This is a genomic window from Arthrobacter sp. 05L417, assembly GCF_056397865.1.
Map to the genome: position 1 here is coordinate 46,511 of NZ_JBFTOG010000036.1, position 14,595 is coordinate 61,105.

At 64.8% G+C, this 14,595-nt stretch carries 15 protein-coding genes; 10 read left to right on the forward strand and 5 right to left on the reverse strand.

Annotated elements, in window-relative coordinates; genetic code table 11:
• The first annotated feature begins 73 nt into the window (after positions 1 to 73).
• Together AC1DJW_RS20850 and AC1DJW_RS20855 are read left to right on the forward strand one after the other, a co-directional pair.
• Positions 74 to 1,249 carry a glycoside hydrolase family 76 protein gene (locus AC1DJW_RS20850; RefSeq protein WP_476902382.1) on the forward strand — a complete coding sequence of 392 codons (1,176 nt, stop codon included), beginning with the start codon at positions 74 to 76 and terminating at the stop codon, positions 1,247 to 1,249.
• A gap of 29 nt (positions 1,250 to 1,278) precedes the next feature.
• Complete coding sequence (locus AC1DJW_RS20855) at positions 1,279 to 1,788, forward strand: hypothetical protein (protein ID WP_476902383.1); 510 nt, start codon at positions 1,279 to 1,281, stop codon at positions 1,786 to 1,788.
• Between the two features lie 3 nt (positions 1,789 to 1,791).
• Here AC1DJW_RS20855 and AC1DJW_RS20860 read toward each other — a convergent pair whose 3' ends face one another.
• Positions 1,792 to 2,394 (reverse strand): YdeI/OmpD-associated family protein, encoded by a 603-nt coding sequence (locus AC1DJW_RS20860; RefSeq protein WP_476902384.1) that lies wholly within the window; start codon positions 2,392 to 2,394, stop codon positions 1,792 to 1,794.
• A 322-nt stretch (positions 2,395 to 2,716) separates the two neighbouring features.
• Between AC1DJW_RS20860 and AC1DJW_RS20865 the strand changes: the two genes are divergently transcribed.
• The 4 genes from AC1DJW_RS20865 to tgt all read left to right on the forward strand — a co-directional run bounded on the left by AC1DJW_RS20865 (position 2,717) and on the right by tgt (position 6,600).
• Complete coding sequence (locus AC1DJW_RS20865; RefSeq protein WP_059388553.1) at positions 2,717 to 3,256, forward strand: NUDIX hydrolase family protein; 540 nt, start codon at positions 2,717 to 2,719, stop codon at positions 3,254 to 3,256.
• Positions 3,257 to 3,359: 103 nt separating this feature from the next.
• Positions 3,360 to 4,427 (forward strand): DUF6707 family protein, encoded by a 1,068-nt coding sequence (locus AC1DJW_RS20870; RefSeq protein ID WP_459341660.1) that lies wholly within the window; start codon positions 3,360 to 3,362, stop codon positions 4,425 to 4,427.
• Positions 4,428 to 4,488: 61 nt separating this feature from the next.
• Positions 4,489 to 5,214 (forward strand): SRPBCC family protein, encoded by a 726-nt coding sequence (locus AC1DJW_RS20875; RefSeq protein WP_284753098.1) that lies wholly within the window; start codon positions 4,489 to 4,491, stop codon positions 5,212 to 5,214.
• A gap of 51 nt (positions 5,215 to 5,265) precedes the next feature.
• Positions 5,266 to 6,600: a tRNA guanosine(34) transglycosylase Tgt gene (gene tgt, locus AC1DJW_RS20880; RefSeq protein ID WP_476902392.1), complete on the forward strand. Its 1,335-nt coding sequence runs from the start codon at positions 5,266 to 5,268 to the stop codon at positions 6,598 to 6,600.
• 47 nt (positions 6,601 to 6,647) lie between these two features.
• Here the strand turns inward: tgt and AC1DJW_RS20885 are convergent, their stop codons facing one another.
• The 3 genes from AC1DJW_RS20885 to AC1DJW_RS20895 all read right to left on the reverse strand — a co-directional run bounded on the left by AC1DJW_RS20885 (position 6,648) and on the right by AC1DJW_RS20895 (position 9,697).
• Positions 6,648 to 8,153, reverse strand: coding sequence for a DUF6297 family protein (locus AC1DJW_RS20885; RefSeq protein WP_476902393.1), 1,506 nt, complete (start codon positions 8,151 to 8,153; stop codon positions 6,648 to 6,650).
• A gap of 2 nt (positions 8,154 to 8,155) precedes the next feature.
• Positions 8,156 to 8,842, reverse strand: a complete 687-nt coding sequence (locus AC1DJW_RS20890; protein WP_476902385.1) for an ABC transporter ATP-binding protein — start codon at positions 8,840 to 8,842, stop codon at positions 8,156 to 8,158.
• Positions 8,843 to 8,995: 153 nt separating this feature from the next.
• On the reverse strand, positions 8,996 to 9,697 hold the full coding sequence (locus AC1DJW_RS20895; protein ID WP_078106703.1) for a queuosine precursor transporter: 702 nt from the start codon (positions 9,695 to 9,697) through the stop codon (positions 8,996 to 8,998).
• A 365-nt stretch (positions 9,698 to 10,062) separates the two neighbouring features.
• Here AC1DJW_RS20895 and AC1DJW_RS20900 point away from each other — a divergent pair, with 365 nt between their 5' ends.
• Genes AC1DJW_RS20900 through AC1DJW_RS20910 form a run of 3 tightly spaced genes read left to right on the forward strand, consistent with a single transcriptional unit; the run spans position 10,063 to position 11,599 of the window.
• A complete protein-coding gene (locus tag AC1DJW_RS20900) occupies positions 10,063 to 10,425 on the forward strand; it encodes an iron chaperone (RefSeq protein WP_390281774.1) in 363 nt (120 codons plus the stop codon).
• Between the two features lie 31 nt (positions 10,426 to 10,456).
• Complete coding sequence (locus tag AC1DJW_RS20905; RefSeq protein WP_284753095.1) at positions 10,457 to 10,990, forward strand: DUF6036 family nucleotidyltransferase; 534 nt, start codon at positions 10,457 to 10,459, stop codon at positions 10,988 to 10,990.
• Positions 10,991 to 11,008: 18 nt separating this feature from the next.
• The gene (locus tag AC1DJW_RS20910) at positions 11,009 to 11,599 is read left to right on the forward strand and encodes a dihydrofolate reductase family protein (protein WP_476902386.1); all 591 of its coding nucleotides are present in this window, start codon (positions 11,009 to 11,011) and stop codon (positions 11,597 to 11,599) included.
• Between the two features lie 22 nt (positions 11,600 to 11,621).
• On the opposite strand, the gene AC1DJW_RS20915 is transcribed toward AC1DJW_RS20910, so the two are convergent.
• Positions 11,622 to 13,133, reverse strand: a complete 1,512-nt coding sequence (locus AC1DJW_RS20915) for a helix-turn-helix domain-containing protein (RefSeq protein ID WP_476902387.1) — start codon at positions 13,131 to 13,133, stop codon at positions 11,622 to 11,624.
• 155 nt (positions 13,134 to 13,288) lie between these two features.
• On the opposite strand from AC1DJW_RS20915, the gene aceA reads away from it, so the two are divergent.
• Positions 13,289 to 14,595 (forward strand): isocitrate lyase (gene aceA, locus AC1DJW_RS20920; RefSeq protein WP_476902388.1); only part of this gene is annotated, 1,307 nt, incomplete at its 3' end.

The following is a 14,595-nucleotide window of genomic DNA, read 5'->3' on the forward strand; positions in this document are numbered from 1 at the left end:
TGTTAACTGAATCACTTTGATTGTGCACTGCCGGAGGGCCTGCGGCCAAGCGGGCCCGCGTTAGGCTGTCACCATGTCCGCCCCCGATGCCCAGCCCGGCACCTCCGGAACTCCGGACTGGGCCGCACGAGCCGACCACGCCGCGCGTTCGGTCACCCGGCATTTCGGACGGCGCCTCCTCTTCCTCCCCGGAACGCACCTCGCGGCGTCGGTCCGGCCGTCCAACCATTCTCCGTTTCAGCCGTGGAACTACTGGTGGCAGGCGCACTACGTCGATTGCCTCGTTGACGCGGGGTTGCGCGAGCTGGGCTCGGGATCAAGGTTCGACGGCGGTGATCGCCCGAGCGCCGGCGAGCTCGCTTCACGCGTGGTCGCCAGCATCCGGCTGCGCAACTTCCTGCGCTACGTCAACAGCTACTACGACGACATGGCGTGGCTCGCCCTCGCCGTCCTGCGCTTGGATTCCTTGGCCGGGCGGGCGCAGAAGCCTGGCCGACGACGCAACGCCCGGATGCAGAAAAGCCTCTCTCCGCAGTTCGAATCGGCCTCCACGGACGACATGGGCGGCGGCACCTTCTGGAGCACGAAGCGTGATTTCAAGAACGCCCCGGCCACTGCGCCGGTGGCCTTGTATTTCGCCCGGACCGGGAAGCGGGAGCGGGCCCAAGGGCTCCTGGACTGGCTCGACGCCACACTCTTCGAATCCACCCGCGGCCTATACCTCGATGGCGCCTGGATCAAGGAAGGCAAGCTCGTCCTCGCTGAACAGGTCTACACCTACAACCAAGGCCCGGTGCTCGGCGCCTTGTTGGAGTTGGGTGGAGAAGCGAACCTGGCACCCGCGGCCGCGTTGGTGGGCTCGGTGGCTGAGCATCTGACCGTCCGTGAGCCTGACACTCAGGGGAGGCTCGTTCTTCGCGGCGAGGGCGCCGGCGACGGCGGACTCTTTGCCGGGATCCTCGTCCGCTACCTCGCCCTCGCCGCCGGAGACGTGCGGCTGCCCGCGGCCACCCGCGCCACCGCCCGCCAGATGGTGCTCGATACCGCGGGCGCGCTGTGGGCGGGGCGGATGGTGCGTACACACGCTGCCAAAGGGACTTCCGGAAAGTACGACGACGACGGCTGGCTCGTCTTCTCGACGGAACCGCAGCGTCCGGCGGCCGAGACGTATCCGGTGGGCACCGCCGTCGAACTCTCCACCCAACTGCAGGCATGGATGGTGCTGGAAGCCGCCGCGCGCGTCCAGTAATTGTCAGTGCCGGGGCCTAGTCTGGAGCTGTGAACCCGATCCCGAGTCCGATACCCGTCACTGTGGTCGGTGGGCCGCCGGAATGGTGGCAGATCGTTGGCGCGCTCAGCCCGCTCGCTGTCCTTGTAGCGGCGATCGTTGCCGCGATCGTGGGCCTCCTGTCCCTGCGGCAGAAGGCGCGGGCGGATGACAGGTCCGAGTGGTGGCGCCGCGCTCAATGGGCCCTCGACGCGTCCCTGTCCCGTAGCCGCTCCGAGGCCGAAATGGGCCAAAAGGCCATCGAAATTCTGGGCCACAGCGAACTCGCGTCGCGGGAGGAACTCGCGCTCCTCAAAGTAGGCACCGACGACGCGCTCATGGCAGCCGCCACGGCGTCCGAAACCCGCGCTGTCGTCCCCTCGCAGCGTCCCGCCTCGGTGAGTGCCGAGGACCGCAAGGTGCAGATCGCCGCTGCCAAGGCCAGGGTCTTGCTCGACAAGCGGCTCGGTGAGGACACTCCAGGCTGGATCGTCGCTCTGTCCGCCGAGAAGCCTGAATAGGTCCTACTCTGCTACCGCGGGCTTTTTCTTCTGCGGATACGGCGTCTCCTGCCGCGCCAACATCTCAACAAAGCCAGCGATCTTCCTGGCCCGCGTTTCCGCCTTCTTCACCGAGTTGGTGCGGTAGATCAGGGAATAGCGATTGACCGCGGTCAGCACATCGAACATCGCTTGGGCCTCGGGAACGGCGGCGATGGCGGCAGCGAGGTCCTCCGGGACTTCCGCGTCCGCTTGGCCCACATAGGCAGCTTCCCAACGCCCGTCCGCCTTGGCGCCGTCGACGGCGGCCCATCCGGCCGGAGTCATCTTGCCCTCGGCTTCCAAACGGGCAATGTGCCCCACGTTCCGCTTGGACCATGGGCTTTTGGGGCCGCGGCGGGTCATGCGTTGGAAGACGCTCTCGTCGTCGCGCCTTCTGCCTTGGCCGTCGATCCAGCCGAAACAAAGCGCCTCATCCAGGGCAGCGGCGTAATCGAGTTCCGTCACGTTGCCGCCCTTCTTGTGCAGCACGAGCCACACGCCAGGGCTATCGGCGCCGTTCTTTTCGAGCCAGGACCGCCACTCGGCAGCATCTTTGACGATCAGTTCTTCAAGTTCAACAGCCATGGCCCCATTCTGGTGCCAGCTAGGCTGTGGCGAAAGCCCACCGACTACATGCCCAACCCTCGCTCACCTATATGGGCCCTTACCCCGACGCTCGCTCACCTATATCGGCCTTACCCCGACGCTCGCTCACATATATCGGCCTTTCCGGAAACGCTCGCTCAGATCATCTGAGCGAGGGATGCCGATTTTGCCCATATAGGTGAGCGAGCGTCGCCCGATTGGACACCAGAATTGAGCGAGCGTTCCCGGTTTGGGCTCGACGCAATCCTGGCTGTCTGATTCGTACGGCATGGAACGGCATGGGATGGGGTAGAACTTAACCATGAGTGTTCGTACCCCTGACCCGTACTCCGGCTGGCTTTCCGATGAAGACCTCTTCGAAGCCCGCGGCCGCCTCCCCATGGTTTACGTGGAGGCGGTTCCCGTGCGTCTCGATCCGCTCGGATTCGTCAACGAGGTAGGTACCCTTCTGCAGGGCGACGCCGACGGCACCATGGTCCGTTCCTTCGTGTCCGGCCGCGTCCTGTACCGCGAAACGATCCGGGCCGCGCTCTTGCGGCACATGGAAAAGGACCTCGGGCCGCTGGCCTTCCCGCAGTTGCCCGTCAGTCCCGTGCCGTTCACCGTGGCCGAATACTTCCCGGCGCCGTCGCAGACCGGCTTCACGGACGACCGCCAACACGCCGTGTCCCTCGTTTACGTCATCCCAGTCACAGGCGAGTGCGAACCTCGCCAGGACGCCCTCGAGCTGACGTGGATGACTCCTCAGGAGATCCTCAGCGACGACGTGCAGCAGGAATTCAGCGGTGGCCGCGGCAATCTGGTGCGCCAGGCTCTGGCTTTCGCAGGCGTCGGACAGTAGCAGCAGCGCTGACAGAAGCGGCGGGTAGTAGCCACCTCCCCGATTTGCCCGGTGGGGTTTTATAGACTGTTGGGCGGACCCCAAGAGAACCAAAGGACTTCCGATGACTCACAGCCCGGCCGACCAGCAGTACCGTGAAAAGCAGGCTGGGTCCCTGCAAATCGGGGACTACCTCTTCCTCCCTGGGGATGGTCCCGCGGAGCAAATCACGCACATCGGGCTCGAACGCGACGATTTCGGCGTGCCCGCGCTCATCCTCGTGACCACGCTCGACGGCGGGAGCGTGCGGATCGCTATCGGATCCAGCGTCCCGGTGGGCGAAGCGGCCGCCATCCCGGACGACGTCGACACGCCGCTCGCCGAAGGTCCGGCCCCGCTGACGGAGCCGGACACGAGTGACGCGCCCGACGCCGGTATCCCCGACGCCGGTGACGCGCCCGACGTCGTGACCTCCGACGGCGGTGACGTGCCCGAGGAGGGGGCTCCCGCCGTCGTCGTACCTCCTTTGCCCGCGGTGGCACCCACCGTGAGCGGACCGAGCGCGCCGGGTCCCCCGCAGCTCGCGCTGATCCCGGAAGCGACGGACTCTCCCGAGAACATCGTGGCTGCCGCCGCCGAAACGCACCCTGGCAGGAATGGGGTCGCGGTGCTGAGCGAACGCCTAGTGAAGGGCATCAACACGAAGTCGGGAAGCTGCCTTCGGGATCTGAGCGATCTGGCCCACGATCTTTTCATCGAGCTGCGCGATCCCGACCACGCCCTCGCGGTGGCCGATATCCTCAACGTGCTCCCCTACGACGGAAACCGGGACCGGTGGATGTCGGTTGAACGTTCCCTCGCGCTTTCCAGCTTCATTTGCCGTGAGCTCGGCCAAACGAAACGCGCCGAAGTCTACGATCAGCTCCTTCAGGCGCCGGACACTGTGGAGACAGACCCGTTCAAGGCCCGGATCGCCGCCAAAGTCCGGCAGCGCGGGCTCAACGAACCGAACCTGTACGACAAGGAAATCTTCCGCTCCATCGACAACGGCAACCGCGACGCCGAGCGCGAATGGCGGCTGCTTCGGCTCGAAGCCCTGCTGTTCCTGCGCGCGCACGGCGGTTCAAACACCATCGGCCTCGGGGAACTCGATCACCGGATCGCGAACGAACTCGAGGCAGTGCGGGCTTAGGCGCTCTCCGAGGATTCCGCAAGACCTGTCGCGTTCGCTCCAACGGCGGTAGATTCGGGCCATGACGAACAATCTGAGCGTTGTTGTAAATGCCGACGCGCAGCAAGTTTGGACTTCGCTGCGCGAACCGTCGCTCGTGGCTCAGTGGCACGGCTGGGAGGCCGATGAGCTTGGCGACGAAATCAACCAGATCTACTTCACCACCAACGTGGTCGAGGGCCCCGACCACACCAGCCTCACCGTGAACGGCGGGGACGTCTTCGAGCTCACCCCGGTCAGCGGAGGCACCGAGGTACGCGTGACGCGGGCAGCCTTGGACCACGATTCCGAATGGGCCGCGTGGGACGAGGACATCACCCAAGGCTGGCTGACGTTCCTGCACCAACTCCGCTTCGCCCTCGAACATCATCCACACGGGCACCGGCGCACGCATTTCGTTTCCCTGCCGGGCGGCCGCGGCTCAGGCATCCAGAAACTCGGCCTGGCCGAGGTCCCGGCTCCCGGGCAGGAATACTCGCTGACGCTGCCCACGGGCGAGGCCCTCTCCGGCAAGGTCTGGTTCCGGAGCAACCATCAGGTGGGCCTCACCGTGCACAGTTATGCGGAGCATGGTGATGGGCTGCTGATTGTGGCTGACCAGCCGGTGATTCCGGAGAAAAGGCCCGACGGCGGCACTATCGTCATCGCTTCTACCTACGACCTAGGGGCGGCCAGCCTGGACTCGATTCGCTCCCACTGGGACGGCTGGAAGGCTGAGAACTACCCCACAGAGGTGCATTCGCACTGACGATTCATGCTCCGGGGCTGGCAGACTGTAACGGTGCCAGCCGATTCCTCCGTGCCTCAATCCGGGTCTAGCCCCGAGTCCGATCCGTCCACGCTCGCAACTGCCCAGCAGTCCGCGTTTTCCTTCGAGGTGGGTGCGCGGCTCAGCGAAACGCGCCGGCCGTCGTCGGGCTTTTTGAACGCCGACGGCGGCAGCCGTCACGGCGTCGGCGAGCGGGGCGAGTTCCTGGGCAGAACCGGCACTATCACCACGCCGCACGGCCAGATCCAGACGCCTGCATTCATCGCTGTCGGGACGAAAGCCACTGTTAAAGCCGTGCTGCCCGAATCCATGAAGGCGCTCGGCGCGCAGGCTTTGCTGGCCAACGCGTACCACCTGTACCTGCAGCCGGGACCGGAGATCCTGGACGCGGCGGGAGGGCTCGGCGCGTTCATGAACTGGGACGGGCCCACGTTCACCGACTCGGGCGGATTCCAGGTCATGAGCCTCGGCTCGGGGTTCAAGAAGGTCATCGACATGACCTCCGTGGACACGTCCGGTCCGGACGACGCCGTGGCCCCGGGCAAGGAGCGGCTGGCCCATGTGGACGAGGACGGCGTCTGGTTCAAGTCGCACTTGAACGGGGACCGGCACCGCTTCTCGCCCGAAATCTCGATGCGGGTGCAGCACCAGATCGGCGCCGACATCATGTTCGCTTTCGACGAGCTGACCACCCTGCAGAACTCCCGTGGCTACCAAGAGGAATCCCTGGAGCGGACGCGTCGCTGGGCCGAGCGTTGCGTGGTGGAGCATGAGCGGCTGACAGCCTCCCGGGCGGGCAAGCCGTACCAAGCCCTGTTCGGCGTCATCCAGGGGGCGCAGTACGAGGATCTTCGCCGCAAGGCCTGCCGGGACCTTGGCGGGATGCCGTTTGACGGTTTCGGCATCGGCGGCGCCTTGGAGAAGGAGAACCTCGGCACCATTGTGCGTTGGTGCAACGAGGAACTTCCCGAGAACAAGCCCCGGCACCTCCTTGGCATCTCCGAGCCGGACGACATCTTCACGGCCATCGAAAACGGCGCCGACACCTTCGACTGCGTCTCCCCCACCCGGGTGGCCCGCAACTCGGCCTTTTACACTCCGTCCGGCCGGTACAACCTGTCCGGAGCGCGCTACAAGGCGGATTTCGGGCCGCTGCAGGATGGTTGCGACTGCTATACCTGCGCCAACTATTCCCGGGCGTACATCCACCACCTGTACAAGGCCCACGAGATGGTCTCGGCCACGCTCATCTCCATCCACAACGAGCGCTTCGTGGTGAAGATGGTGGACGATGCCCGCTTAGCCATCGAATCCGGGGACTTCTTCGAGTTCAAGGCCGAGACGCTGGGACGGTACTACTCGTAGGGTCTCGTCGGTCCCCGCCTCCCGCCGAGCTCGCGCCAAGGGGCGCCTCAGGGACGGTCCGCGGTCGTCACGCCGATCACCAGGAGCACCACGTTGAGCACGACGGCGGGCGTCACCAGGACTTCCGGGGCGTTGAAGAGCATGCCCAAGGCCAAGGGCACCAGGGCGAAGAGGCACAGCACGTAGCCCCGGATCCTGGTTCCGAGCATGGCGGGTCCACTCCGACCGAGCTGCATGAGGTACACCAGCTTGGTCAGGTCTTCCTGCTGGCGGAATGCGCGTCGAAGCATCCCCGCGCCCAAACCGCCTCCCGCCGCCGCACCCAGGACGAGGAGTTCCACCCGGAATCCGCCTGCCAGCACGAAGAATCCGGCAGCCGCCGTCGTCCATAACCCCATCAGCACCACCGGAAGTGCGACGTGGACCCAGCGCGAAGCTGTCCTGGAAATCGGAAGGAGGGCGTCGAGACTCGGGGCCATGCGCAATTGCCAAAGCGGCCCGGCCGCCGCAGTGGAGGAGAATATCGCAGCGGCAAGCAGCACCGGAAGCAGGATGACGGGCGAATCGAACGTCCGGACCAGCCCAGTCAAGGGAACGACGGCGAGACCCAGGCCCCAGCGCCACAGCCGCCCGGGCTGCCGGGCGAGCACGGTAGCCTCCGCATGGAAGAGCGCGCCCGCGGCGGTGCTGGGCGTCCCCGGGAGCTTGACCCGGCTGCGTTTGCCGCCGCTGGACAGCGAGGCGCTGAGCTCCCCCGTGTCCATCAGCGTCAGCGCAGCCTGGACATGTCCCCTCGCGGACCCGGCCTTGAGCAGCGAAGTCGTGCGGACGCTGGACAGCTTGTTGCGCATGCCGAGCGCCGCGGCAACCAAAGCGACAGCAGGGGCGACCGCGAAGATCCAGTTCCCCTGCAGTGTCCCGAACAGCATCGCGCCGAGGGCCGCCGAGGCGATCGCCAGCAGCCAGTTTATCGGTCTGCCTTGCCCGGCCGATGCCCGTGAACGCGTCTGGGCGAACGCGGCCAACGCGAGAATAGCCGTACCGGTCAGCGCCCCTGCCAAGACGCGCCCGGCAAACACCATTGCGGTCGAGCCGCTGATGACTGCTATCGGAATGGTGGTGAGGGCTCCGACGACGGCGGCAGCCCAGACTGCGCGGCGCAATCCTCGGGCTAGAAGCGGCTCGCGGTCGATAGCCAGTGAGTACCACCAGTGCCGCTGATTCGCCGTGATCGCCAGTGGCCCGAGCCTGCCCGCCACCCAATAGGCCGCGAGAGCCAAGAGCCCGAACCCAACAAGCAGACCGTACTCAACAGGGACGACGCCGTAACTGGCCGAAATCAGATGGCCGCCGAAGCCATGCTCTGCTGCGGCAGTGAGCCCGTTGAGGAGGCCTGTCGCGTAGATCAGGCCGACGCCGAACGTCAGGAACTGGATGTACAGTTCGTTGAGCCTGGAAAGCAAGGACTGGCCGCGCGGGCGGATGACCTTTCGCGTGGCACTCTCGGGGTCGAAGTCCACGAACTCCGGCTGCGCTACGGCAGCAGTGGACATGCTCACCGGCGAATCCTCGCCACAGCCTCGTCCGTACTTACCACGCGCGCACCGCCGTCGTCGACTATTACCGCCCGGGTACACGCCGCTTGGGCGACATCCGCATCGTGCGTGACCATGACGACGGCGGCACTCTTCTTGGCAGTCTTCGCGATCCGCTGCGCCAGGAGGCCGCGCATGCGGGTATCGAGCCGCTGCTCGGGTTCGTCGAGGACCAGCAGCTCGACGGGGCGGATGAATGCCGAGGCCAGGAGGAGCTTCCGGCGCTGTCCCGAGGAAAGCTGATCGGGGAATGCATCGGCCACGGTTTGAAGCTCGAAAAAGCCAATCTCTTCCTCCACAGCCGCATCGGGGTTGGTGAGGCCATGCCCACGGGCCACCAAGGAAAGGTGCTCGCGAACGGTGAGTGAATCGAAGTAGGCATCCTCATCCAGCAGCACCGAGACCTTGCTGCGAAAGAGGGCCGAGCGGTCGTCCGGCATCAAGCCAAGCACGTGCGCATCGCCCTCTATGGCGGCCTGCGCGCCAATCATGGTGCGCAGCAGGGTGGACTTGCCGGCACCGTTTTCGCCCACCATCCCGAGCACCTGCCCGGGGAAAACCTCGACGTCGAGCGGTCCGCACACTGCATGCTCGCCATAGCCTGCAACAAGATTCTCGGCCGTCAGCACGGCTTTTCCCAGCTTCATCCTCTGAAACTACCGGACTTCCCTGCGGTTCCCCTGAGCCGACGGACGACGCTCGCTCACATATACCGCATCCCGGCCCGACGCTCGCTCACATAAATGCCCTCCCGACCCGACGCGCGCTCACATATGCGGCCCGCCTCCCGGATTACCTGCTCAGGCCCAGTAGCTAGGCTCGCGCTTCTTGATCCAGCCAATGACCAAGGACGTCACGGGCACGAGGATGTATTGGACACCGACCTTGTACACGAAGCCAACCAGCACGTAATTGACGAAGCTTCCGAAGTCCGTAATGCCAATGACCGAGGCCGCGATGCTGCAGAAGATGAGCGTGTCCACGAATTCGCCCACCCCGGATGAACCCATGAGCCGGGCCCAGAGGGTTCTCTCACCCGAACGGGCCTTCATCTTGACCAGGATCAAGGAGTTGATCGTTTGGCCGGCCAGGAACGCGAGAAGTGAAGCAAGGACGATCTGGGGAACCGGTCCCAGTGCGCCTTCGATGGCAGCCTGCTTGGCATTGCCGTAATCGTCATTGAAACCGGGGAGCGCGATGATGATCCAGTAGCAGAGCGACGCGAATGCTGACAGTGCGAACGAGGTGATGATTGCTTTACGGGCAACCTTGAATCCATAAATCTCGCTCATCACATCGCCAAGAATGTAGGCAAGCGGAAAGAGGAAGAATCCGCCATCGGTGATGATCGGACCGAAGACGACGCCTTTGGCAGCGCCAATGTTGGACAGGATCAGGACGACAGCCATGCATGCCAGCATGATGCCAAAGTATGGAGAGCCAATTGACGCGAAACGAGGCGCGGGTTTACTCAGGGTCTGGGATTCTGATGCTGACGTCATCGCTTGTCCGTTCGTAGTGGTTCGCGCAGGCGGCCGGAGTTAGCACGGCGCCCCGCTGTATTAGCACTGGTGGTGGACCCGCCTGCAAAACCGCGGTGCCTCCCCCATTCTCGCATCGAGGAATCGCGAATGGTCGGGCAAACTCGCCACCGTCCATAACGTTCCATCAGATCAAGTGAGCGAGCGTCCGGCCAAAACCCCATATATGTGAGCGAGCGTCCGGCCAAAACCCGACATATGTGAGCGAGGGTCGGAGTCGGCCCGAACCTCGCTTCGATGCCCTCTGGCAGGGGCGATGCGCGCTGGGGCAAGCTGGGTCCAAGACCCGCTGAACGGCGGGGCACGGAGCGGAGCGAAGGAAGCGCATGGCAGAGCACTTTGACACGGTGGACGACTACATCGCGGCGCAGCCCGGCGACGTGCAAACCATCCTTCACGAGATCCGACGGCGGGCCCTGGCAGCAGTGCCCGGAGCCGCGGACCGGATCAGTTACGGTATCCCCACCATCACGCTCGACGGGCACTACGTGGTGTATTTCGCGGCGTGGAAGCACCACGTCTCCGTCTATCCAGTGCCCGACGGCGGCGAGGACTTCGAGCGCGAAATCGCCCTTTTCCGGTCGGCCAAGGGGACGTTGAAATTCCCTCTGGGGAAGCCTATTCCGTACGAGCTCATCGAAAAGGTGGCGACGCTGCTGGCTGAGCGCGAGCGGCAGCGGGGGTACTGACAATCGACCTGAGCAGGGGTACGGTACAGCCATGCGCCGCGATGAGCTCGAGCACGCCATCCGGGCCGCTACGGATATCATCCACGGCGACCGGGTGATCGTGATCGGTAGCCAGTCAATTCTGGGATCCTTCACGGAGGACCAACTACCTGGGGCCATCACCATGTCCGATGCCGTCGACATTGCCCCGTTTTCCGATGACGACGCCGGGACGCTTGCGGACAGCATCGATTCCGCGCTCGGTGAGTGGTCGCCTTTCCACAAGGAGTTCGGGTTCTACGTCCAGGCTGTCGAGAGGGAGACTGCGGTGCTACCGGCCGACTGGGAGTACCGGCTCGTTGGCGTGCGCAACGAGGCGACCCGGAACAGCACCGGGCTTTGCCTGGATCCCTACGATCTGTGCGCGGCCAAGCTCATCGCAGCGCGGCCCAAGGATCATGCGTTCGTTCTGGCGCTCATCGAAACGTCCCTCATCGACCGTGTCCGGCTCGTCGACAGAATCAGGCTGATAGACCCATCCGAGCCTCGCCGCGATGCGGCTTTGTCCTGGGCCATGTCCGTCTGAGCTGAAGGAGCAAGGTAAATGACCAAGGTAGTCGCACTCATGTCGATGTCCCTCGATGGCTACGTGGCCGATCTTGAGGACGGCGTCGAGGAGGTCTTCGACTGGTACTTCGCAGGTGACGTCGACGTCCCGACCCACAATCCAGGCTTCACGTTCCACGTCTCGCCAGCGAGCGCGGAACATCTGCGGGCTTTGATGGGCGAGGTGGGGGCGATGCTCACCGGGCGGCGCACCTCGGACCGCGCCGAGGCCTGGGGCGGGCAGCACCCGTTCGGCGTGCCTGCATTCGTGGTGACGCACCAGATGCCCGAGGGGTGGCCCCGTTCCGACTCCGCGGTGCATTTCGTCACCGACGGACTGGAAAGCGCCGTCGCCAAGGCAAAGGCCGCGGCTGGAGACAAGATCGTCGGCATGCATGGGCCAGACACCATTCGGCAGTGCCTCGACGCCGGCCTGCTTGACGAGATCCGCGTCGACTTGGTTCCACTGCTGCTCGGATCCGGTATCCGGATGTTCGATCGCGTTGGGAACGCGCCACTCACCTTGGGTAACCCGACCGTCGTCGAGGGCGTGGGGGTCACCCACTTGAGCTATCCGGTCCTAAAGTAGTCCGCGTCACGCCGCCACAAAACTACCCCGAGTGCGCCTCGAGGAACGCGTACACCTCAGTCTCGTCGACGCCGGGGAACGCACCCGGCGGCATGGCGGCCAGGAGGTGCGAGTGGGCGCGGGCGGAGGGCCAAGCGTTGCCTGCCCAGGAAGAAGCCAACGACGCCGGCGGGCGCTTGCAGCAGTTCGGGTCCGGACACGTCGAAGTAGCCCGCGCCGTTGTCTCCCTCCCGCGGAACCACTTCACGTGCTGGTACGGCACGCCGATGCTGAGCGAGAACTCGCCCGCGGCCGAGCGTTCGGTGCGCGCCGTGCACCAATAGGTGCCGGAGACGGTGTCGGTGTACTGGCTGTAGGCGCTGAACTTGTCCGGAACGTCGAACACGGCACGCGAGGTCCATGCCTTGCACGCCGGTTGGCCCTCAATGGCGCCGGTATGGTCTTGGGGGAAGGCCACGCCGTCGTTCTCGTAGGCCTTGTAGATGATTCCGCTCTGGTGGGTCTTCTGGAAGTGCGTGGTGATGCCCAGGTGCTTCGTCGCGAGGTTGGTGAAGCGGTGTGCCGCGGTTTCGTAGGAGACGGCGAAGGCGTCCCGGATGTCTTCGACCGCGATCTCCTTGGCGGCTTTCGCCTTTTGGAGGAACTCCAGGGTTGCGTTCTCGGGCAGGAGGAGAGCCGCGGCGAAGTAGTTCGTCGCGACCCGCTGCGCCAGGAAGTCGCCGTAGTTCTTGGGCGTCTCGTGGCCCAGGACGTAGTGGCCCAGGGCCTGCAGGAGCACCGAACGGGGATCATGGTCCTGCCGCTGGGTCTGCGTGAGATAAATTCGGTGATTCTTTAGATCGGTCACTGAACGGGTGGAATGGGGCAGGTCGCCCACGTGGTGGAGCGTGAATCCGAGGTGGTCCGCGATGTCCGCAATGACGTGCTGGCTCAAGGGACCGGTAGTGTATCCAACGCCTTTGAGGACCTTCTGCGCCTCGGCCTCGTACTCCGGAAAATAGTTGCCGCGCTCGCGCATCATGGAACGCAGTTCGCCGTTCGCGCGGCGAGCCTCTTCCGGCGTCGCGACCTGCTCGTTGAGCTTGCGTTCAAGCTCCTGCAGGAGGCCCACTTGCGACTCGAGAACATCGAGCGGAAGCCGCGAGCTGACGCGGATTCTAGGCAGGTTCAGCGACTCGTACAGGGGCCCGCGCTGGTACCGTTCGAGCTCGATTTCCAAGGCCGCGCGGCGGCTGGGCGGTTCCGCGCCGAGCAGCTGGTCGATGCCGACATTCAGTGCCGCCGCGAGCTGCTTCAGCAGCCCCAGTTTGGGCTCGCGCTTGCCGTTCTCGATGAGGCTCAGCTGACTGGGGGCGGTCCCGACGGCGGTACTCACGTCGTCGAGGGTCAGCCCGGCCTGCTTGCGCAGATATCGCACGCGGCGGCCCAGGCTGATGACGTCCAGTTCGGCGGTGGAAGCGGACGACGACGGCGGCGGTACTTCGCGGTTCCAGCTCACAGGTGACATTTCTTGAGGATACGCGAAGAAGTGCATTTCTTTCCATGGTTTTTATCTAGAAAGCCTCTTGAAAGTGCTGAAAAGTAATAACCACGAAGTCCCGGTCGATCTGAACTGCAACGGCGCAGCGAAGGTCGGCCGGGGCGACATACACAGAAACACGCCACAGTAGCGTCAAAGGAGACAGAACAATGACCGCAGCATTTGAACCAGGGCAGCCCACCTCCGCTCAGCAGCAGGCCGCCGCACTGGAGCTCGAATGGGCTGCCAACCCGCGTTGGGAAGGCGTCACCCGCGATTACTCGGCCACCGACGTCGTCCGCCTCCGCGGCCGCGTCTCCGAAGAACACACCCTGGCCAAGCGCGGCTCCGAGAAGCTGTGGAAGCAACTCACGGAAGAGGCTAAGACCGGCGGTTACACCAACGCCCTCGGCGCGCTGACCGGCAACCAGGCGGTGCAGCAGGTCAAGGCCGGGCTGCGGGCCATCTACCTTTCCGGCTGGCAAGTCGCCGCCGACGCCAACAACTCCGGCCACACCTACCCGGACCAATCGCTCTACCCGGCCAACTCGGTCCCCACCGTGGTCCGCCGCATCAACAACGCCCTGCTCCGCGCCGACCAGATCGAATTCTCCGAAGGCATCCAGACCGTCGAAGACTGGCTGGTCCCGATCGTCGCCGACGCCGAAGCCGGTTTCGGCGGCCCGCTGAACGCCTACGAACTCATGAAATCCATGATCCAGGCCGGCGCCTCGGGCGTGCACTGGGAAGACCAGCTCGCCTCCGAGAAGAAGTGCGGCCACCTCGGCGGCAAGGTGCTCATCCCCACCCAGCAGCACGTCCGGACCCTGAACGCCGCCCGCCTCGCGGCCGACGTCGCGGGCACCCCGTCGGTGATCATCGCCCGTACCGACGCCGAGGCAGCCACCCTGATCACCTCCGACGTGGACGAGCGCGACCAGGAATTCATCACCGGTGAACGGACCGCTGAGGGCTTCTACAAGGTCCGCAACGGCATCGAGCCCTGCATCGCCCGCGCCAAGGCCTACGCCCCCTATTCTGACCTCATCTGGATGGAAACGGGCACCCCGGACCTCGAGCTGGCCCGCAAGTTCGCCGAGTCCGTCAAGTCCGAGTTCCCGGACCAGATGCTCTCCTACAACTGCTCCCCGTCGTTCAACTGGCGCAAGCACCTGGACGACGCCACCATCGCGAAGTTCCAGCGTGAACTCGGCGCGATGGGCTTCACGTTCCAGTTCATCACCCTGGCCGGCTTCCACGCCCTGAACTACTCGATGTTCGACCTTGCCCACGGCTACGCCCGCGAAGGCATGAGCGCCTACGTCGAACTCCAGGAAAAGGAATTCGCCTCCGAGTCCCGCGGCTACACCGCAACCAAGCACCAGCGCGAAGTCGGCACCGGCTACTTCGACGACATCGCAACTGCGCTCAACCCGAACGCATCCACCCTGGCCCTGGTGGGATCCACCGAAGAAGG